This window comes from Catalinimonas alkaloidigena (assembly GCF_900100765.1).
In the GTDB taxonomy this organism is placed as follows: domain Bacteria; phylum Bacteroidota; class Bacteroidia; order Cytophagales; family Flexibacteraceae; genus Mooreia; species Mooreia alkaloidigena.
In genome coordinates, this window is record NZ_FNFO01000009.1 from 237116 (window position 1) to 256595 (window position 19480).

A 19480-nucleotide genomic window follows, 5' to 3' on the forward strand; every position below is an offset into this window, starting at 1 on the left:
GTCGCCATCACTCGGTTAAGATCGTTCTTGAAAATTGCTTTTCTGCGCGTGTCGCCGCTGAAAAGTGCCGGGCGTGGTGCCGGTCATTTTCCGGAAGAGGGTGGTAAACGAGCCCACACTGTCGAACCCGACGGCAAAGCAGACCGCACGGGCCGGTTGTCCCTGTCGTAACCGCAATTTCGCCTGTTGAATCCGCACCGACGTCAGGTACTGGTAGGGCGTTTGGCCGTAGAGCCGTTTGAACAGCCGGAGGAAGTGAAATTTGGATAGGAATGCCTCTCGGCAGAGCGCGTCCAGCAGAATCCTTTCCGAAAACTGGCGCTCCATGAACTGCTTTGCCCTGCGGACGCGGGCCACCTGTTCCGGTGGCGGATAAACCGTAGTCCGGAGCTGATCCATCTGCTGTTGGTAGAAGGTAGGCGGGGCGGGGAGTGGCATCACAAAAGCATGATACACAAAAAGCCGCACCTTGCGTAAAAGATGCGGCTTTTTGTCGTTATGGCCCAGCAGCGAACGCTATACCACTTGTAAAATGCCCCGCACGTAGCCGACCGACTCGGCCAGGCCGACGATGGGGTCTTTTCCGTCTTTTTCGTACTCAAAAGCGACGGTACCCTGGTAATTGATTTTTTCGAGCGTCTTGAGCAAGCGCGGAATGTCGATGAGGCCGCGGCCTACTTCGAGCGGCGTACCCTCACCGTCGTTGCGGTTCACGTCCTTCATGTGCATGTCGTAAAGACGATCTTTATATTTCTCCACCATTTTCGCGGGGTCTTCGCCGATGCGCTGCACGTGCCCCACATCGATGCAGAAGCCGATGCGCTTGTCGAGGTCCTTGATTTTGGCATAGACGTCGTTCACGCTGGAATAGAGCTTGTCGCCGGGGCCGTGGTTGTGGATGGCGACTTTGATGTTGTACTGTTTCACCATCTGGTTGGTCAGGTCCAGCAGCTCGTGGTTGGGCACGCCGATGATCATCTCCAGGTCGGCGGCTTTGGCGTATTCGAACGTTTGCTTCACCTCGTCTGCCGTTTTCATGTAAATCACCCCGGCACCGTAGAGGCTCAGGCCAGCGTCGCGTACCTTTTTTGCCGCCGCTTTGATATCGGCCGCAGAGGCGTCCAGCGGCATGTGCATGCTTTTGAGGGCGATGTTTTTCAGGTTCAGCCGCTTCGTCATTTCGATGGTTTCGTCCAGGCTAAACTCCCGGAACGTATAGGAAGCGACACCGAGGGTAAGGCCGGACGCGGCTCGGCCGGACGCGGTAGGCTGGGCCGACAGGCGGGGAATGGACAGCGAGGCGGCTCCGGCGGCTCCCAGGCCGAGAAGCTTCAAAAATTCGTGACGGGTAAAAGACATAGGTGTTGGGGGATAGGTGACTAAACACCTACAAGAGTACTAATTCCGGCCCTCATACTCATCGTTGTGGACCAGGTAATTGGTCAGCTTATTCCACTGGATTTCCTGAAAGGCCATCCAGGCCCCTTCGGAAATGACCGTATTGAGGGCACTGCGCGCGCCCGCTTCTTTGCCCTTGTTGTTGATGCCCTCGTTTTCGCCGATCTCGTACGCGGCGAGGGTCGTGCCTTTTTGTTCGACCCTGAACGTGCTGCTGGCCTCCTTCACAAAGAAATGCTCTACGTGTTCGTCGTTGCTCTGCGGATCGGTGCAGGGGTGTACGGTAAACTGAAGCGCGTGCGGCTCTTCCTGAATGTCGGTAATTTCGACCCAGTTCTCGGGGAGCGGTCCCGGCAACAGAATGCGGATGAACTGCCCCACGTCCGAGGCGGGTTCCAGGGTGGGGCGGCCGTGGCGGTCGTGCAGTTCGAACCGGGCCGACAAGCCCGACAGGTCGGACCAGCGGTTGACGTCGAGCAGTTTCGCTTTGGCACGGGCAAATGCGGCCTCAGCCTCGGCGGGTGTTGCAAACGTGCGTTCGCTGTCGTATAATTTATCTTTGCGGGCGTGCCCAAAAATCGTTTCGACTTCGGTCGAGACGCGGTCGATGATTTTCTTAACCCCCATACGGTTCTCTGTTTTAGCCACTTGTACGTAGTTCGCGCCTGCTGTGATACAGGCCACGACCGGGAACTTCTGTGCAGGCGATGCTCTTGTGTGAGATAGATCCAACCGGTGGCGAGCTTTAGCAACAGAAACCAACCGGCCTCGTACCTTTGTCCAATTGATTTACCAAACAACCTACCTATGCGTGCGCTTTTTTATTGGCCCTTGTTGGGCATCGTCACCCTCCTGTTGGCTGCGGGCTGCCGGCGCAGCACTCTGCAGGAAGCGCCCTCCCAGGCCGAAACCTCCGGCGTTTTTCCGTATTCGATCCACCAGAAACCGCTGCCCAACGGCCTGAACGTGGTCACCGTACCGTACGACAGTCCGGGGCTGGCTTCGTTCTACCTGGTGGTGCGGGTCGGGTCGCGCGAAGAAGTCGAAAGCGGCAAGTCGGGCTTCGCCCACTTTTTCGAACACATGATGTTCCGCGGGACGGATCGATACCCCAAAGACCGCTACGGAGAAGTCCTGAAAGGGATCGGTGCGGCCGCCAACGCCAACACGTGGTGGGACCGGACGGTCTACCACATGACGGGCAATGCCGACATGCTGGAAACCATGTTTGAGCTGGAGGCGGACCGATTCCAGCACCTTAACTACTCAGAGGCTGATTTTAAAGTAGAGGCCGGGGCGGTGAAAGGGGAATACACCAAGAGCTACGCCAGCCCCTCGTCCAAGTTGTACGTGAAAACCTACGACCAGGCGTTCGATCAGCATACCTATCAGCACACGACCATCGGGTTTTGGGAGGATGTGGTGGACATGCCCAACCAGTACGCCTACTCGAAGCAATTTTACGACCGGTTTTACCGACCGGAATACACCACGCTGCTGGTGGTGGGCGACGTGACGCCAGAGCAGGTCAACCACCTGGCCGAACAGTATTTCGGCGATTGGGAGCGGGGCAATTACCAACCCACCATCCCGACGGAACCCGAACAGACGGCCACCCGCTACGCCCACGAACAGGCCGCCGGTTACCCGCCGACGCTAAGCCTGAACTACAAGAGCCCGGCGTTCAGCGTGGAGAATAAAGACAAAGCGGCCCTCGATCTGCTGGCCATGCTGGCGTTCTCGCCGAAGTCGGACATCTACCGCAAGCTGGTGATCGACGAACAGAAAGCGCGGAACCTGGGCGCCTACGCGTTGGACACGCGCGATCCCGGCCTGTTTACCATTTCGGCTTCGCTGGTGAAGGCCGACGACCTGCCGTATGTCAAAGCGCAACTCGATTCGGTGATTCAACGGTACCGGGAGGTGCCCGTCAAGGCCAAAGCCCTCGGCGAAGCGCAGTCGCGACTCAAGTACAGCTTCGCCATGGACCTGGACAGCCCTTCACAAATTGCCGAAGCGCTTTCGCAAGTCATCTGGCTGACGGGCGACCCGACCGACATCAACCGCCTGTTCGATCTGTACGACGCCGTAATGCCGGAAGACCTCCAGCGCGTCGCCCGCCAGTACCTGGTGGACGAACACCTGACGCTGGGCACCATTTCGCCCGCGGCGGAGTCGCCGTTTGCGAGCCAACGCAACGCTACCGGCACCCCCCAGGGGTCTTCTAATTAACCTTTCAACCTACGCATTCATGAAAAATATACTCTACCGTGGCCTGCTGGGCGTCGCCTTGCTGGCGCTTCCTCTGGTCGTCCGGGCGCAGGAGGTGGTCGAACTGCCCAATGCGCAATCCAATAAAGTAGTGGTGAAACTGGCCTTCCGCAACGGGTCGGTCACCGATCCGCTGGGCAAAGAGGGCCTCACGAACCTGACAGCGGAAGTCTGGACCAACACCGGTAGCGACCGCTACACCAAACCCGAAATCGATGCGTTGTTGTATCCGATGGCGGCGTCGTACGGTGCTTTTACAGACAAGGAGATGACGACCCTGACCTTCGAAGTGCACGAAGATCATCTCGATCAGTTTTACGCCATTTTTCAGGGTGTTTTGCTCCGCCCCGCCTTCCACGAAAAAGACTTTAGCCGCGTGCGGAGTAACCTGAAGAATTATGTGGAACAGGTAATCAAAGCTTCGTCGGACGAGGATTTCAGCAAGCTGGCCCTGGAAGAAAAGCTTTACGAAGGCACGCCCTACCAGCACCCAAAGTACGGCACTGTGCAGGGCCTCGACGCCATTACGCTCGAGGACGTGAAGCAGCATTTTCGTACGCAGTTCACCCGCCACAACGTGACCATCGGCATTGCCGGCAAGTATCCCGCCTCTTTCCTGACGAAACTGAAAGCCGACCTCAACCGGCTTTCGGACGTGGCCCCGGCGACGGTCGTGGTGCCCCGGCCCGAGATGCCCGACGGCCTGCACGTGGAGTTGATTCCCAAACCGAACAACCTGGGAACGGCCATTTTTGCGGGATACCCGATTGACATCGACCGCAGTTCGGACGACTGGCCCGCCATGCTGGTGGTTAACTCGTACCTCGGCGAGCACCGCAAATCGTACTCCAAGCTCTACCAGTTGATCCGCGAAAAGCGCTCCATGAATTACGGCGATTATACGTACATCGAGTGGTACGAGGCCGGGGGGCAGCACCAATTACCACTGACCGGGTTTCCGCGTTCGTCGAATTACTTCGCCATCTGGATTCGGCCGGTGCAGACCGCCTACAGCCTGACGTCGCAGTACGACGAACTGAGCGATCTTCAGGTCGGGCACGCGCCGTTTGCGCTGCGGATGGCGCTGTACGAAATCGACCGGGTGAAAAACGAAGGACTGACGCAGGAGGAGTTCGACCTGACGCGGCAGTTTCTACGCAGCTACCTGAAACTCTACATCCAGACGCCCGAGCGACGGCTGGGCTTTCTGCTCGATTCGCGGTTCTACGGCCTGCAGGACTACATCGCCGAGATGGACGAAGCGCTGGCTAACCTGACGCTGGAGCAGGTCAACGCGGCCGCGGCCCGCTACCTTCAAACCGAAAACCTGGATGTGGTGATGATTACAGACGAGGCCGAGGCTGCGCCTTTGAAAACCCTGCTGGAAACCCAGGCGCCTTCGCCTATGAGCTACGCCAACGTGGTCCGCGAAAGCCTGCCCGAATCCGTTTTCGAACTCGACAAAACCGTCGAAGCTTTTCCGCTCCGCGTCGATGAAGTGACCGTGGTGCCACCGGCCGACGTGTTTCAACAGGGCCGCGAAGGAACGCCCTGAGCAGGAGCACGCTGAAATAGAAACGAGGCGATGGGCTATAAGTCCATCGCCTCGTTTGCGTTAAGAGATTTTCTTCCGGTCTTCGGAGCGCCGGTTTCCTTGCTTAAAACACGAGCGCCCGGAAGAAGAACGGGGCCAGGTCGCGGTTGTAATTCAGGGCTGCATCGTTCAGTTGCACCGTGTGCAGGTTGCGGTTGGGGCCGCGTTGCGAGTGGCGCAGCGCTTTGGCCTGGGTCAGCGGATCGATATACAGCCTCACGTTTTCGGGCGTCCAGCCAAAATCGCTGGTGTCGCACAGAATGCCTTCTTCGTGGTATTGGTTGAACCCGAACCCGACGAAGCACTGCTCGACGAAATCGGCAAACCAGGTACCTACCCGCGGGGGCAGGTCGCGTTCCTGGCAATACTGCGCCGCATGGGCGGCGATGCCGTCGGGGCCGGTTCCGAAAACAGGCTGCCCGGCAATTTGTTCGATGTCCGTGTAGTTTTCCAGGAGTCGCCACGTGGTGTCGTCCAGGGTATTTACGTTCAGGTGCTGAAAGATGCTGTTCTGGTCCAGCAGGCGCATGGCCCGGTCGAAGTAATAGACCCGGGTCTGGCCTTTCATGTTTTCGACGACCAGGTTGTTGGCGTAATAGTCGAGGTAATATTGCGCGGCGAAGTCTTTCGCGATGGTTTCTCCACTCATAATGGTAACAGTTAGTTGCCATGATTAACGCAGAAGTCCGAGCAATGTTAGCGGGCGAGCGGGCGGAAGGCGAAAAATCGTGGGTCCGTTTGGTCTCCGACGGAAATCCTGCGGTGGGGCGGGTATAAATGAAGCGCTCAGGTTTCTACTATGGTAGATTCTGCCGTCACGCAACTGCGGCGCACCGCACCTGCCACAGGCATCGTTTTCAGGCGAATCGCCACCGATGGCCGCACCTCTGCCACCTGCTTGCGTATGAACGCTCTCTTTTTCGTTTCTGTCCAGTTGTGCCCCACGTGACGGCCCGCCAATGGGCCTGATACCGACCTCACCTTTTCACCTCAAACCACCACTTTTATGCAAACTTCCGGAAAACACCTTGTCCCCGTGTTCCTGGCCCTGCTGCTGCCCCTGATGGGCGGCTGGCAAACTGACCCGGAGCCGGAGCACGCCCCCGTCAGCAAAGCGGAAATCCTGACGACGATGAAACGCGCTACGCAGTTTATGGACGACAAAGTCAGTTACCAAGGCGGCTATGTCTGGTCCTACCTGCCCGACCTGTCGCGGCGCTGGGGCGAGATGGAGGCCAAAAAGACGATGATCTGGGTGCAACCGCCGGGCACGGCCACCATGGGCCACCTGTTTCTGGACGCCTACCATGCGACCGGCGACTCCTACTACTACCGCGTGGCCAAACGCGCCACCGAAGTGCTGATGCGGGCGCAGCATCCCAGCGGCGGGTGGAATTACATGGCCGATCTGGCGGGCGAGGCGTCGCTGCAGGAGTGGTACCGTACCATCGGGGCGAACGGCTGGCGGCTGGAAGAGTTCCAGCACTACTACGGCAACGCTACGTTCGACGACGCCGGAACGGCCGAAGCCTCGAAGCTGCTGTTGCGGATGTATCTGGAGAAGCGCGAACCGGCAATCAAAAAGGCCCTGGACAAGGCCATTGCGTTTGTGAAGGAGAGCCAGTACGACATGGGCGGCTGGCCGCAGCGTTACCCACCGGCCGGTGCGTTTACGAAACAGGGCCACGCCGACTATTCTTCCTACATCACCTTCAACGACGACGTAGCGCAGGAAAATATCGAGTTTCTGGTGCTGTGCTATCAGGCGCTGGGCGATACTAGTTTGCTGGACCCCATCCGTCGGGCAATGGACTCTTTTCTGGTCACCCAACTGCCCGCCCCACAGCCGGGCTGGGCATTACAGTACACCACGGATCTGCAACCCGCCGGTGCGCGGACGTACGAACCCAAGGCGCTTTCGACCGCCACGACGGTCAACAATGTGCGGCAACTGATGAATTTCTACCGCCTGATGGGTGACAGAAAGTACCTCGCGCGGATTCCGGAAGCGCTCGACTGGCTGGAAGCCCTGCGGCTCCCCGACGACGCAATCGTCGACAACCGAACGCACCCGATGTTCATTGAGCTGGGTACCAACAAGGCCCTGTACCTGCACCGGCGCGGCTCCAACGTGGTCAACGGTGCTTATTATGCCGATTACGATCCGACGCACACCATCGCCCATTACCGCTCTACGCGCTTTGTGGATGTGGCCGACCTCCGCACCCAATTTGAAGCCATTCGCCAGCTTTCGCCCGAGGAGGCCACGGCCAAGTCGCCGCTGAAATCCGGGGTGAAGGTAGAGTTGCCGCGCTATTTTACGCTACGCGGGGCTAAAATCTCTGACCTGAATAGCCGCGGGCTGTCCCGCCGCGCAGCCTCGACCGAAGAAGTACAACAACTGATCAGCACCCTGACACCGGACGGCTACTGGCTTACCCCTCTGCGGGTCACAACGCATCCGTACATCGGTCCCGGTACGACAGAAGTGGCCGAGGGCGACTTTCGGTCCCAGTTTGTCGGCGATCAGTACGATACCTCGCCTTACTACACCGATCAGGCGCAGGAAGGCATTTCGACGGGTGCGTTCGTGAGAAACATGGACGTGCTGATCGAGTACCTGACGGCGCACGACCAGGCCGTGTCGCAACAAGGCGATTAGCATTCGGGGTGTTTGTAACACACAACGCAACGCCTCCCTCGTGCCGCATCGACATCACGGGGGAGGCGTTGGTACAGGAGGTTACGAGCGTTCGCGCTCCGTCAGCATCGGGGTGCCGCGTTTGCAGAGTTGCAGGGCCAGGCCCCAGGGATCGCGCAGCATCACCAGATGCGAGCCATCCGGGTACGTCTGGTCACTGACCAGGGTCGCGCCCGCCTCGATAAGTCGATTTTTATCCACGTCCGGATCGGCCGAGACAAAGGCTAGGTGCACCAACAGCGGGTTCATGTGGGCATAATCGGGTACTTCGTCGGCCGGGTTGGTATAAATCTCGATCATGATGCGGCCGCTGTCGTCGGCCAGAAACGTCATAAACGGCGCTTCGGGCGATTGTTTGACGATCGTAAGGCCCAGGTGGGTCACATACCAGTCCGCCATGTGCTGGGGGTGTTGAACGTTCAGGGCAAAATGCTCTAACTTCATAAATCGTGGTTTTGGGGTCTAGAGAGATGTCGCTACTAAAGAACCACGAAAGGTCGAAGTATACTAGCGCCCCGCGGTTGGCGGGTCGGCATTGCCCGCGCAAATGCGCCGATCTGCATACAATCCTTTGCATTTTTTCGGGGGAAAATGTTTGTGCAGAGGGGTGGACAGAACCGTGCCCGGACGTTATATTTGTGTATCACCCGTTCGGTAACGCGCGAGAGGAATTTTTTCACTGCCGAACGCCCACCCACTTCAAACATTCTGCACACCCCATTGGCCTGGCCACACAGGTCCCGGAGGACTTATGTCTTACCGCATAGGCGCTCCGCCCGCCACAACAGGCATCCTGCACATTTCGGGTCGTATTCATTAATCTCAGGTGTATGTTGAAGCAAGTATTCTACGTTTTGATTTTGATCGCCCTTGGGGCACGTTTCGGGTCCACGGGTTACGCACAGGACGTTTCGTATTACGAGAAACAGCACGTTAGCGCCCACAGCGGCTTCTGGCAAGTGCTGACCGATCCGGACAACCGCACAACGACCATCCGGTTTTATGACGAACACCGGCAGGTCGTCTATCAGGAAGAATTGGTGGGGAAGTACGTACGACTCACGGCCCGGAATCGCCGGAAGCTGGACGGCATGCTCGAACAGGTGCTGCACAACCGGCTGGTGGCCGCCACGGTGGGTGTAACCGAAATGCAAAAGTTAGCGCGCGGCGCTTTGCTGAAGATGCCCGACGTTCTGTTGCGGGACGAATCCAAGGTAGAGAAGCAACTGGCGTTACAAAGGGCCCAGATCCGGCTAAATGCGTATATGATGCCGCAAAGCCTGCGGATGAAAGTGCTGATCGACAACCCGAAAGAGGAACGGATGAAGATTCGGCTGATGGATACGGAAGGGGCGACGCTCTACGAGGAAAACACCTCAGCGGTGAGTTACCACCGGCCGTTCGACCTGCAGGGCATGCCGGTGGGCACGTATACGCTGCTGGTGAAATCCAGGAAACAGTCGTTTGTGCGGGAGCTTGAAGTCAAACCGGCAGACAAGCCGCTGGCCGTCATGTCTGACGTGGTGCTGCCCTAATTAAATTTCGACCCGTTCCATGGTTTTCAGGTAATCCGGGTCAAGGTCGGCACCGATGCCCGGTCCGCTTCCGGTCGGCAAGAGTACCTGTCCTCCTGCACCATACGTAATCCCCCCGATGACCGGGTCGTCCGCCAGCATGAGCGGTGAGTCCAGGTCGAAGTGGACAATGTTGGTGCGCGCCAGCACGAGGTGAAACAGGGCGGTGATGGCCAGGCGGCTTTCGGACATGCAACCGACCTGGCAGAGAATGCCACTGGCTTCGGCAATGGCAAAAATGTGGAGGGCGTGGCGCAGTCCCCCCGATTTGGAAAGCTTCACGTTGAAATAGTCGCAGGCACCTGCACGGGCCAGCCGGAAGGCGTCGTGCGGCGAGAAAAGCGATTCGTCGGCCATGATGGCGATGGGGCTTTGCTGCCGCACCCGCACCAGATCGGGCAGGTTCCAGTGCGGTACCGGTTCCTCGCAGTGCTCTACGTCGAACGGTGCCAGCGCCCGCAAGGTGGTCAGGGCCGTCACGCCATTCCAGCCCTGGTTGGCGTCAATGCGAAGGGGAAGGGCCTCGCCCACCGCCTCGCGAATGGCCCGGATGCGGGCCACGTCCTCGGCCGGGGTGGTGCCCAACTTGATTTTAATCGCCGGAAACCCTGCCGCCTGAAAACGGGCGGCCTGTTCGGCCATCCGCTCCGGCGTGCCGATACCCACCGTCATGTCGGTATGCACTTCGCGGTCGTTCGCCCCGCCCCACAGTTGGTAGAGGGGAACGCCGCACCACTTGGCCAGCAGGTCGTGCAACGCCATGTCGAATGCGCTTTTGAGCGTTGGGTTGTGCGAAAGCGCCCGGTCTAGTTCGTGCAATCGCTTTTCCAGTTCCAGCGGATTTTTCCCTTTCCAGAGGCGCGCGACCTGTTGCGCCAGAGCAAACTGCGTTTCCTGCGTTTCGCCCACGATGTATACGTACGGACAGCCTTCGCCCACGCCCGTCAGTCCCTGGTCGGTATGCAGCCGGATGTAGAGATTGGTCGCCGACGGAATGATGCCCAACGAAATCACGAAGGGCTCTTTCAGTGGAATGTTCAGCTTGAAAATCTCCACGTGGGTGATGGTCATGGAGGCGTCGGTGCGGTCGGCAGGAAAGGTCGTCATACAGCAAGGGGGTACAGAAACGTCAGCGCAACATTACTGAAGCCGCTCGATCTCTTCGGTAACGTGGACCATAAGTTGTTCCAGTTTTTGCACCAGAGTTTCATATTGAATGAGCGTAAACCTGCGGTTGTATTCGATGCGCCAGAGGTAGCTGAGCAGCTTCCGGTGGTCGGTGGGTGTCAGGTGTACCGTTGGGAGCAGGTCGGTGAGTCGGCCCCGCTCATCGAACACTAGGTAGTCGACCATCAGGTCGTTGATGGGGTGAAAGTACAAGGTGTAAAACTGCATTTCAGCGTAATGTTCTTCTAATTTCTCGATGATTTCGAAGTGGAAGTCGTACAGGGCCACGATCTCCAGGCGCAGGCTATCGTTAGTGATGATGTCCAGCCCCCGGGTTTTAAGCGATTCGTACGCTGCTGAGTTCTGAATGGCAATAAAGTCGCGAGTGAGGTAACTGAAGTAGAACGGCAGGGAGTCGGGCACAGGTTGCGGGCTGCGGAGGTAAGTCCTGAAGACGGCGCAGGCTTTGAGTCCCCGGCGGTGTCCTGACATATTATCCTGAATATCGGTCTGATCGAGCTGCAGACCATCCCGGATTTCCGTAAGGGTTTTGATCTCGATGTTGCGCTTGCGGCGGTTTTCGTTCCATTCGTCCAGGGCAAACGCCAGCGTCACCCCCAGAAAGACTACAAACAACTCGAACAGATATGTACTCCAACGGACGGTTTTGAAAGTGGTCATACCAAATCGCATACGCTTTCGGGAAAACGAATCTGCTGCTGTCGCAACGCATCGTGACGTGTCACCATACTACCTGTCGGCCAAGATAACCCTTTTACCATAAAAAAAGCCCCGGCACAGACCGAGGCTTCGAGCAACAGAGAAGGTCGTACGGACGACGCCCGCAGGTTATTGTGCCGAATGCTGACTTTTGAGAAACGTGTGATGGGCAGCCGGTGGTTGAGCAGCAACCGTATGTTGAGGTTTGATCAGGCGCTGCTGATCCTTGGCAAACGTGTGCAGCGTCGGAGGGGTGTGCGCTGCCTGAGTGCGATGCGACGTGGTACAACTGCCAAGCCCTGTCAGGGCCAGCAGCGCATAAAATGCAAGCTTTTTCATGGCGAGACGGCTATTGTTGGCAAAGGTAACGGACCGTTGGTCGACGCTCTCAACAGAGCCATTAAAAAGCGCTTAAACTTTACCGGAATGAGGGCAGAAGCACGGGTCGGCTCAATACAGAAAAAGAATACTTTTTTTTTAGTGGATTTCTGGTACGACTCAAACTCACCTTTGTACCTGCCGGCCAGGTAGCGGTCTAGCTGCGGAAGGTTGTAAAACGCGAAAAAGCAAAACAACAGCGGAATTACGAAGGAGCCGTAGTGGCGGGAAGAGGTAGGCCGTCACCCACAGCAGGTCGCCCTCGTCGGACAAAATCCAGCAGGCAAGGGCGAGAAGCCCGAGTTCCAGCGCGAGGCTGGTACACTTCTGAGGATGCTGCGGAAATGGTGACCGTAAAGCCTATGTATCAAATCATAAAAGACGTTGCCCTACGTATACCGCGGCTAGCGCATTACTGTGCGGTCAACATCTGTCCGTAGCCCTGCGGGGCCAGCGTCTCGTCCTGACGGGCCAGTTTCCCATTGACGAAAACGTAGCGAAAGCCCTGTGCCAGGTTGTGCGGTGCCGTAAAGGTGGCCGTAGCGCGGATGGTGCGTGGATCGAATACCAGCAAATCCGCTTTTTTCCCGGCCGCAATTTCGCCCCGGTCGGGGAGGTGAAAGGTCTGGGCGGGGAGCGAGGTCATTTTGCGAACGGCTTCTTCCAGCGAAAAGAGCTTTTTCCGCTGCACGTACGACTCTATGATTTTGGCAAACGAGCCGTAGCCGCGGGGGTGCCACATGGTCGGACTGCCGTCAGAGCAGACCATGATGTAGGGTGCCTGAAGAAGCCGCTCCTGTAGGGTGCTGTCCATCACGAAATACGCCCCCGAAGCGCCCGTCGGGCCGATGTCGTCGATCAAAACGTCTTCGAACGGTTTTTTGTGTTCCCGGGCGACGGTGGCCAGCGTCATACCCGCCCAGGGGGCCGTTCCGAACAATGTCGCCTCCGGGCCGTTGCGCTGGTTGATTTTGTTGCGCAGGTACTCGGCCAGTTCGCTGCGGCGAGTGCGCACCACCTGTGCGTAGTCGTGCGGGGCTTTGGCCCACTCCGGGAACACAATGCCGATGCCCGTGTAGCTGGCGGTGTAAGGATAGAGGTCGGCCGTAAGGGCCACGTCGTTGGCACGGGCCTGTTCCAGCTGCGCGAGGATCTCTTCGGCGCGGGCGCTTCCTTTGCCGTAGACGGCCTTCAGGTGCGAGGCATTCACGGCACAGAACGCTCCCTGGGCGATCAGTTCCTGCAAAGATGCTTCCAGCTGGTCGTTGTCTTCGTTGCGCATGTGGCTGGTAATCACCCGATCGTGTCGCCCCACTACTTTCGCCAGCGAGTCCAGTTCGTAAGCGGGGGCGTAGGTGCCGGGCAGGTATTCCAGGCCGGTGCTCAGGCCGAAAGCGCCTTCTTCTAACTGCGTCTCCAGCAAGGTGCTCATCTGTTGCAGCATGGCCGGGGTCGGTACCGAGTCGTAGTTAACGCCCGTTAGTTCGCGAAGCGTGCCGTGCCCCACAAACGTGGCGATGTTGACACCGGGCGCTTTGGCGGTGACCTGTTGCATCCAGGGGACGAGGGTGCGCTGGGCGGGGCTGCTGCCGTCTTGTCCCAGAAAGATGGTGGTTACCCCCATCGCCAGAAAGTTCTCGAATGCCGGGGTTTGCAGCGGATCGCCGTGCGCGTGTGTGTCGATAAAACCGGGCGTCACCACGTGTCCTGCCGCGTCGATGGTTTGCGTGACCTGCACCAGCGCCGTGTCCACGTCGCCTACGTACGCAATGGTATCGCCGCGCAGCAGCACGTCCCAACGTTGCGCAGGGTGGCCCGTACCGTCGATCACCTGCCCGTTTTTGATCAGCACATCGAACGAACCGGGGTGCGATGCCAGAAACCGCTCAAACTCCGTGGGCGGTTGGGCACAGCGCAGGATCAACAGAAAAATCGGAAAGAGTAAGGCCTTCTGAAACGACCGCCTCAAAAGCATAGTGCGTGGAACCATGGGCCACAAATACGTATCGAAACGGGAAAGAACAAAGGGGAGCGGGCGTTTTTCTGAAAACACGTGTGGGGCCGCGTCAGAAAGGGCAGTGCTCCGTTTCGCGAAACTCAATCAGATGCCCGAACTTTACGCCGATGAGCACAAAGCATCATTTTTCCAGTCAGGAAGTTCCGCAGGCCGTCACGCTGACTTCCGTCGAAGGGATTGACCTGTTCAGCCGGGAGGCCTACAAAGAGATCCTCATCAGTCACCTAAAGGACTTTATGATCCACCGGGGCCTGCATCTGTATGCCTACGTCATCATGAACAACCACCTGCACTTGGTGGCGCAGACGGAACGTGGAGAGCTCCCGGCGCTGATCGAGGCGTTTAAGCAATCGACCTCGCAGGGGATTTACAAAAAGTTGCAGCGCGATTTTCCGGAAAGCCGACGCAACTGGCTGCTGTGGATCGTCGAAAATCAGGCGAAGAAGAGTGGCGACGACCGCCGCTACAAGGTGTGGCAGGCCGAGCATGAGGCCCTTGACCTGAATACCCATCGGCAGTTGCTGACGCAGATCGACCACATTCACCGCAATCCGGTGCGCGCGGGCATCTGCTATACCGCCGAAGCCTACAAGTATTCCAGTGCCGGGATTTACGCGGGCGAAGCGGGCGTGCTGGCCATCAGCGAAGTCATCAAACCCGGCGTCAAACTACCCTGATTTACTCAAACATGATTTCGCGTTCCCATTGCCCGGCCGGTTGTTGGTACAAGGTCCAGAAGGCCTCTGCAATGTCGGTCGGGTTAAAACGCGTGTCGGGCGAGACTGCGCCATCGATGGTGACGGTGCCCACGTGAATGTTTTTGGGCAGCAGTTCGGCATGGAGGCTAAACGCCAGATTCCGCACGGCGGCTTTGCCGATGCCCAGCGAAGCATGCAGGGGCAGTGGATTGAGGGCAGACCCTCCGCCGGTAATCAGAATCTTCCCCGTCTTCCGGGTACGCATGGTCGGCAGAACGGCCTGCACACACGAGAGTGCCCCGACGGCGTTGATGCGGAAATCGTGCACCAACACTTCCGGGTCCAGTTGAGAGGGGAGTACTTCGCGGTAAATGGAGGGATTATAGACCAGCACATCCGGCGCTTCCTGCCGCTCTTCCACCTGAATAAACGCATCGGCCACAGACGCCGGGCTGGCTACGTCGATCTGGTACGCGTGGGCCTCGGCCCCTTCGTCGCGCAGGAGCTGCGCATATTCCTCAACCCGGTTCAGGGTGCGGGCCATCAGGGCAATGGAAAATCCCTCACGGGCAAAGCGACGGGCTACAGCCAGGCTCACGCCCGGCCCTACGCCCACAATCGCACAAAGTGGTGAAGTCATAGCATCAAAGTCAGAAGCCCAAAAATGACAGAATTCCTGAGCTTCCGCAAATCAGTCGCTAGAGGGCAATCTCATCGATCGGTTCGTCCCCGTCGATGTAAGCCTCCATGGAGTCGTAGACCGTCAGGTAATCGGGCTCGCCTTTTTTATCAATTTCGATACGGTACAACTTGCCGTCGACGTCGATGGTTTTGACGCGCGTTTCGGGCTCGTCGCCGGGGCGGTCGTTGACCACGCTTCCAATTCGGCCGCTCATCATGTCGTTGATGAACTGGGTAAATTCCGCACTGAGCGACTCTTCTGTGGGATCTTGATCTTGCGAAGTAGCCATAATGGTAATTGCCTTGAAAAAATAAAATAATCAGATTAGCTTTTCTTTACGTGCAATCGTCAAAACGGTTTTCGCCGCGCGTCCTACCTTTGTTATTTCTCAGGAAGCGGCGGGAAGACCGGCTGCACAGCACACGCTGCGCACGACGTTACCGTACCTATAATTTCGCATGAAAAAGACCATTTTCCTAATTTTTCTGCTGGCGGGGCTGGCTGCCGGGGCGTGGTGGGCGTTGCGTAAACACGGCGGACGCACCACGCTCCAACAGGAGGAAACGGCGTTTCAGGTGGAAGATACCGCCGCGGTCGACCGCCTGTTTGTGGCCGGAAAAGACAACCAGACGGCGCTGTTGGAGCGCCAGCCCGACGGCCGGTGGCTCCTGAACCAACAATACGCGGCCGCTCCGGCCAAAGTCGAACTTCTGCTGCGCACCTTACGCGACCTGACCGTAAAACGACCGCTGGGCCAGGCCGAACGCGAGAACATGATTCGGGAACTGGCGGTAGAGCACCGCAAGGTGGAAGTGTACCAACACGGGCAACTCACCAAAGTGTTTTTCCTGGGCAATGAAACGAACGACGAGCGGGGCAATTACGCCCTGATGAAGGGTGCAGAACAGCCGTATGTGGTCTATCTGCCGGGTTTCAACGGGTACCTGACGCCCCGTTTTATGATTGCAGGCGCAGAATGGCGCGACAAGGAGGTGTTTCGGGTGCCGCTCGCTTCGCTGCGTCAGATCGCCGTGCAGTACCCTAAAAATCCGGCGGCGGGGTTTACGTTACGGCAGGAGGGGGGGCGTTTGGCGCTGGACGACCTGCCGCAGGCCGATCCGCAGCGCCTGGAGGCGTACGCCGAGCTGTTTGAAAAAGGACTGTACGTAGAAAACTACCTTTCCGAACAGGCTACGCTGGCTCCCTACCGCGATTCGTTGCGGGCCGAAGTGCCGGATGTGGTTTTGCAACTGGCCGCCACCCGCAACGAGCCGGTCCAGGTGCAGGTGTATTATCTGCCGGGCAATCAGGATCGGGTAGCGGGCCTTTTGGGCGAGCAGCAGGAGTTGGTGACGATTCAGTGGCAACTTTTGGAGAAAATGGTGCAGCCGCGCTCTTTTTTCAACACCTCCCTTTCCGACTGACCTGTCATTTGTTTCTTTCCCGAAAAAACCTCTGTCCTGAAGGGGGGCGTGGCGTGTCACACTACGGAAATATTGGTACATTTACCGATCTATCATAGCTCTTCCTACTTATGAAGTTCACCGTATCCTCATCGGCGCTTTTAAAGCAGCTCAACAATATCAATGGTGTGATCGCCAGCAATCCGGTGATCCCCATTCTGGAGAATTTCCTGTTCGACATTCGCGACGGAAAACTGACTGTGACGGCCTCTGATCTGCAGACTTCGATGATCATGGAAATGGACATTGAAGCCGATGCTGATACCAGCATTGCCATCCCGGCCAAAATCCTGCTCGATACGTTGAAAAACCTGCCGGAGCAACCCGTCACGTTCGTGGTCGATTTTCAGACCTACGGCGTGGAAATTCGTTCCGACAACGGACACTACAAACTGGCCGGCGAAAACGCGGTCGATTTCCCCCGCGTACCCGAACCGCGTGAAGTGACGACGATGGAAGTCTCTTCGGAAGTGATTCACCGGGCGGTGACCAATACCATCTTCGCGACCAGCACCGACGAGCTGCGCCCCGCCATGACAGGGGTTCTGGTGCACATGGACGACAGCAATTCTACGTTCGTGGCGACCGACGGCCACCGCCTGATTCGCTACCGCCGCGACGATATGGTGGGGACAGGAACGGCTGCGCAAGTGTCGATTATCCTGCCGCGCAAAGCGCTGAACCTCCTGAAGGCCACTCTGCCCTCGGACAGCACAACACTGACCATGTCGTTCAACCGCTCGAACGCGTTCTTCAGCTTTAACAACATCCGGATGATTTGCCGGTTGATCGACGAGCGTTTCCCCGATTACGAAAACGCCATTCCGCTGAATAACCCGAACGTGTTGACAATCGAGCGCCTGCCGCTGCTCAACTCGCTGAAGCGGATCGCGATTTACGCGAACAAAACCACCCATCAGGTGCGGCTCAAGATCTCGGCCGACGAACTCAATATCTCTGCCGAGGACCTGGATTTCTCGAACGAAGCCAGCGAAACGCTGCCGTGCGAATACGAAGGCGAACCGATGATGATCGGCTTCAATGCCCGTTTCCTGATCGAAATGCTGAGCAACATTCATTCGAACATGATCGCCATCGAGCTGTCGGCTCCGAACCGCGCCGGGCTGATCTTGCCGAAAGAAAAAGAAGACAACGAAGACGTGCTGATGCTGGTGATGCCGGTGATGCTTAACAATTATGTCTAGTTGATTTCTTAACGTAATAGAAAAGGGTTCTCACCGCAGTGGGAACCCTTTTTTTATGATTGTACAGCGTAAGACTTTGCTGTTGCGGTTCTGAAATTACTTAAACGCGAGCTGGTCGCCTACGCCCTTCCAGGCACGCGGAACGATCGTCACCCGCATCTAAGCTTTATGTGGGTTAACGTCCGCCCGAATCGTTTCGGCTCATCAACTCAAACAGGGGCGCGAGGTCGGGGGAGAGGATGATTTCCGTACGGCGGTTTTTCTGGCGTCCTTCCTTCGATTCGTTTGACGCAACCGGGAAATACTCGCCGCGCCCAGCGGCGGTGACCTGGGCGGGTTGCACGCCGTTGTCGCTCAAGATCCGCACGATCGACGTGGCCCGCAGCACACTCAGGTCCCAGTTGTCCTTGAAGCGCGAACTTTGCCCGACCGGGATGCTGTCCGTATGGCCTTCGATCATCACCTTGATGTCGGGGTTTTTGGCCAGGACGCCCGCCAGTTTCTGCAGCGCGTTTTGGCCCTCTTTGTTGACCTGCGTGCTGCCGGAACTGAACAGAAGATTTTCCGAAAGCGAAACGTACACTTTGCCTTCTTTCATCTGCACGGTCAGTTCGTCGCTGTCGAACCCGATGAGCGCGTCTTTGACCTTGCCCAGCAGGCTGCTCAGCATTTGATTTTGCTGGTCGATGATGGCCGACATCTCCTGAATACGCCGCTCGCGTTCCTGGAGGGTCTCGGAGGTAGCCTGCAACATGTTTTCCTTTGCCTGCAGCTCACCGCTCAGGTTCTGAATATCCTGCGAAGCCGAAGCGCGCAGAAACGCCATCTCTTCGCGCAGGTCGCGCGTCACTTTGCCGTATTTGAGGGTATCGCCCTCCAGCGTGGCGCGTGCCTCGCGACACTCCTCGAAACGAGACGTCATTTCCGTATATTTTTTCTTGGAGACGCACGACGGAAAGGCCAGAAGGCACAGGGTGGCGGCAGAAGCGGCCGCACGAAACAGGAAGAAACGATTCATAGGTACTTGGCTTGGTTTTCGGTTTTTACGGAGCAAACGGGCGAAAGGATGGGGCGTGAAGCCGACAAGAAATTTGTACATTGGGACAATAGAATGCAGCTCAGTGCGTAAGGGTATAAAGAAAGTTAAACTTTGACCGGATGGCATCTGAACTTTACCTGCCTCTATTCTATTGTAAAGATGATGAAATATCCCATCCTACTTCTTCTCCTGGCCTTCTTTTCCATAACAGGACTGAGGGCGCAAGACACCAAGACGCCTAATTCTGCGCGACCCAGCAACGAAAACCGCAACCCCGATTTCGACGTCAAAGCCAAAAATTATTCGGACGAATTTGGCAGCGGCAATTACCGCAAAGAGTTGGCGAAGCTGCGCAAAGAAAATGAGAAACGTGTGGCCAAGGCCATGAAGGAGAAGAAGAAAGACCTGCGGCGCTCGTCGCGCCCCCAGTTTTCCGACGCTTCGTACTTCGGGCACAAACGCCCGCCCAAGAAGCGTAAGCCCGGTAAGAAAAAATTCTGCAAAGAGTGCGGTATTGTACATTGACCGCATCACGTCATTCTGTATACCCGCCGCAGTAGGAAGACCTACTGC

Annotated in this window: 20 protein-coding genes; 8 read left to right on the top strand and 12 right to left on the bottom strand. The window is 57.5% G+C overall.

Translation table 11 applies throughout. The features are described from left to right. Positions 1–15: 15 nt before the first annotated feature. From BLR44_RS20835 to BLR44_RS20845, 3 genes are all read right to left on the bottom strand, one after another. A complete protein-coding gene (locus BLR44_RS20835; RefSeq protein ID WP_245706136.1) occupies positions 16–438 on the bottom strand; it encodes a helix-turn-helix domain-containing protein in 423 nt (140 codons plus the stop codon). Between the two features lie 78 nt (positions 439–516). Further along, the gene (locus BLR44_RS20840; RefSeq protein ID WP_089685728.1) at positions 517–1359 is read right to left on the bottom strand and encodes a sugar phosphate isomerase/epimerase family protein; all 843 of its coding nucleotides are present in this window, start codon (positions 1357–1359) and stop codon (positions 517–519) included. 39 nt (positions 1360–1398) lie between these two features. After that, complete coding sequence (locus tag BLR44_RS20845; RefSeq protein ID WP_089685729.1) at positions 1399–2025, bottom strand: hypothetical protein; 627 nt, start codon at positions 2023–2025, stop codon at positions 1399–1401. A 180-nt stretch (positions 2026–2205) separates the two neighbouring features. Between BLR44_RS20845 and BLR44_RS20850 the strand changes: the two genes are divergently transcribed. Both BLR44_RS20850 and BLR44_RS20855 read left to right on the top strand, forming a co-directional pair. Beyond that, positions 2206–3630: a M16 family metallopeptidase gene (locus BLR44_RS20850; protein ID WP_089685731.1), complete on the top strand. Its 1425-nt coding sequence runs from the start codon at positions 2206–2208 to the stop codon at positions 3628–3630. Positions 3631–3649: 19 nt separating this feature from the next. Further along, entirely contained in the window at positions 3650–5224 is a 1575-nt protein-coding gene (locus BLR44_RS20855; RefSeq protein ID WP_089685733.1) for a M16 family metallopeptidase, read from the top strand. Positions 5225–5327: 103 nt separating this feature from the next. Here BLR44_RS20855 and BLR44_RS20860 read toward each other — a convergent pair whose 3' ends face one another. Continuing rightward, complete coding sequence (locus tag BLR44_RS20860) at positions 5328–5912, bottom strand: hypothetical protein (RefSeq protein WP_089685735.1); 585 nt, start codon at positions 5910–5912, stop codon at positions 5328–5330. A 357-nt stretch (positions 5913–6269) separates the two neighbouring features. On the opposite strand from BLR44_RS20860, the gene BLR44_RS20865 reads away from it, so the two are divergent. Next, positions 6270–7925 (top strand): pectate lyase, encoded by a 1656-nt coding sequence (locus BLR44_RS20865; RefSeq protein ID WP_089685737.1) that lies wholly within the window; start codon positions 6270–6272, stop codon positions 7923–7925. A gap of 81 nt (positions 7926–8006) precedes the next feature. Here BLR44_RS20865 and BLR44_RS20870 read toward each other — a convergent pair whose 3' ends face one another. Beyond that, positions 8007–8408 (bottom strand): VOC family protein, encoded by a 402-nt coding sequence (locus tag BLR44_RS20870; RefSeq protein WP_089685739.1) that lies wholly within the window; start codon positions 8406–8408, stop codon positions 8007–8009. Between the two features lie 386 nt (positions 8409–8794). On the opposite strand from BLR44_RS20870, the gene BLR44_RS20875 reads away from it, so the two are divergent. Continuing rightward, positions 8795–9499: a hypothetical protein gene (locus BLR44_RS20875; RefSeq protein ID WP_089685740.1), complete on the top strand. Its 705-nt coding sequence runs from the start codon at positions 8795–8797 to the stop codon at positions 9497–9499. Here BLR44_RS20875 and BLR44_RS20880 read toward each other — a convergent pair whose 3' ends face one another. The 4 genes from BLR44_RS20880 to BLR44_RS20895 form a co-directional block, all read right to left on the bottom strand. Beyond that, on the bottom strand, positions 9500–10645 hold the full coding sequence (locus BLR44_RS20880; RefSeq protein ID WP_245706132.1) for a mandelate racemase/muconate lactonizing enzyme family protein: 1146 nt from the start codon (positions 10643–10645) through the stop codon (positions 9500–9502). A gap of 33 nt (positions 10646–10678) precedes the next feature. Continuing rightward, positions 10679–11386 carry a hypothetical protein gene (locus BLR44_RS20885; protein ID WP_089685742.1) on the bottom strand — a complete coding sequence of 236 codons (708 nt, stop codon included), beginning with the start codon at positions 11384–11386 and terminating at the stop codon, positions 10679–10681. Between the two features lie 168 nt (positions 11387–11554). Next, complete coding sequence (locus tag BLR44_RS28680) at positions 11555–11764, bottom strand: hypothetical protein (protein ID WP_143017402.1); 210 nt, start codon at positions 11762–11764, stop codon at positions 11555–11557. A 451-nt stretch (positions 11765–12215) separates the two neighbouring features. Next, positions 12216–13793 carry an N-acyl-D-amino-acid deacylase family protein gene (locus BLR44_RS20895; RefSeq protein WP_245706133.1) on the bottom strand — a complete coding sequence of 526 codons (1578 nt, stop codon included), beginning with the start codon at positions 13791–13793 and terminating at the stop codon, positions 12216–12218. A gap of 134 nt (positions 13794–13927) precedes the next feature. On the opposite strand from BLR44_RS20895, the gene BLR44_RS20900 reads away from it, so the two are divergent. Beyond that, positions 13928–14497 carry a hypothetical protein gene (locus BLR44_RS20900; RefSeq protein ID WP_089685748.1) on the top strand — a complete coding sequence of 190 codons (570 nt, stop codon included), beginning with the start codon at positions 13928–13930 and terminating at the stop codon, positions 14495–14497. 1 nt (position 14498) lies between these two features. Here BLR44_RS20900 and BLR44_RS20905 read toward each other — a convergent pair whose 3' ends face one another. Together BLR44_RS20905 and BLR44_RS20910 are read right to left on the bottom strand one after the other, a co-directional pair. Beyond that, positions 14499–15158: an SDR family NAD(P)-dependent oxidoreductase gene (locus BLR44_RS20905; RefSeq protein WP_089685749.1), complete on the bottom strand. Its 660-nt coding sequence runs from the start codon at positions 15156–15158 to the stop codon at positions 14499–14501. A gap of 58 nt (positions 15159–15216) precedes the next feature. Next, a complete protein-coding gene (locus BLR44_RS20910) occupies positions 15217–15489 on the bottom strand; it encodes a hypothetical protein (protein WP_089685751.1) in 273 nt (90 codons plus the stop codon). Between the two features lie 169 nt (positions 15490–15658). On the opposite strand from BLR44_RS20910, the gene BLR44_RS20915 reads away from it, so the two are divergent. Next, a complete protein-coding gene (locus BLR44_RS20915; protein ID WP_089685753.1) occupies positions 15659–16624 on the top strand; it encodes a DUF4340 domain-containing protein in 966 nt (321 codons plus the stop codon). A 110-nt stretch (positions 16625–16734) separates the two neighbouring features. Further along, positions 16735–17868 (top strand): DNA polymerase III subunit beta, encoded by a 1134-nt coding sequence (gene dnaN, locus BLR44_RS20920; RefSeq protein WP_089685755.1) that lies wholly within the window; start codon positions 16735–16737, stop codon positions 17866–17868. Between the two features lie 175 nt (positions 17869–18043). On the opposite strand, the gene BLR44_RS20925 is transcribed toward dnaN, so the two are convergent. Next, entirely contained in the window at positions 18044–18886 is an 843-nt protein-coding gene (locus tag BLR44_RS20925; RefSeq protein WP_089685757.1) for an OmpA/MotB family protein, read from the bottom strand. A gap of 180 nt (positions 18887–19066) precedes the next feature. On the opposite strand from BLR44_RS20925, the gene BLR44_RS20930 reads away from it, so the two are divergent. Then, the gene (locus BLR44_RS20930; RefSeq protein WP_143017403.1) at positions 19067–19432 is read left to right on the top strand and encodes a hypothetical protein; all 366 of its coding nucleotides are present in this window, start codon (positions 19067–19069) and stop codon (positions 19430–19432) included. Positions 19433–19480: the final 48 nt, after the last annotated feature.